Source organism: Thermus sp. (assembly GCF_056332225.1).
In genome coordinates this window covers 1-787 of record NZ_JBWGQW010000171.1, presented here as the reverse complement: position 1 = coordinate 787, position 787 = coordinate 1, and the positions used below count along the sequence as shown (strand labels likewise).

The 787-nt window shown below is 72.9% G+C and carries 1 protein-coding gene; it reads left to right on the top strand.

What is annotated here, in order from left to right; all coding sequences use genetic code 11:
- Positions 1–128: 128 nt before the first annotated feature.
- A partial coding sequence (locus AC01Y6_RS10720) for an FAD:protein FMN transferase (RefSeq protein ID WP_476671516.1) occupies positions 129–787 on the top strand: 659 nt, incomplete at its 3' end.

Sequence of the window (787 nt, the reverse complement as noted above, 5' to 3'; positions counted from 1 at the left end):
CTGCACCCTTCCAGTATGGACCGGCCCGGTTAGGGGAGGGTTACCCTGGGGGCGCTTAGGCCACCCCCTGCGAAACCAGGTGTGGACGTTTAACGGCTGTCTAACCGGACTGCCCTACCCTCCCTTCCATGGGCCGGTACGGGGCCAGGTGGGAAGGGGTTTTGGGAAGCTTCCTGGAGGTGCAGCTTCTCGCCCCTCCCTGGCGGGCCCGGTGGGCCTTCGGGGCGGTGCTGCGGGAGGTGAGGCGGTTGGAGGCGGTCTTCAGCCGCCACCGGGAAAGCGAGCTCACCCGCCTGGTGCGCCAGGGGGGCGGGAGGCCGGGCCCGGAGATGCGGGAGGTCCTCGCCGCGGCCTTGGCGCTAAAGGAGGCCACGGGCGGGGTCTTCCACCCGGCGCCCGCTTGCGGCGGGGAGGCCTTCCGCTTCGTGGGCGAGGAGGTGGAGGTCCTGGCGCCCCTGGACCTGGACGGCCTGGCCAAGGGGTACATCGCCGACAAGGGGGCGGAGGCCGCCCTGAGGGCAGGGGCCAGGGCCGCGTTGGTGAACCTGGGAGGGGATCTCGCGCGAAAGGGCCCGGGGCGGGCGGAAGTGCTGGTGGAAGCCCCCTTGGGCCCCGACAACGCCCCGCCCGTCCACCGCTTCCTCCTGGAGGAGGGGGGCGTGGCCACGAGCGGGGTGCGGCACAAGGGGCCCCACCTCCTGGACCCGAGGAAGGGGAGGCCTGCCTTTGGGCTTCAGGCCACGGTGCTCGCGCCCTCGGCCCTCCTCGCCGACGGGCTCGCCAAGGC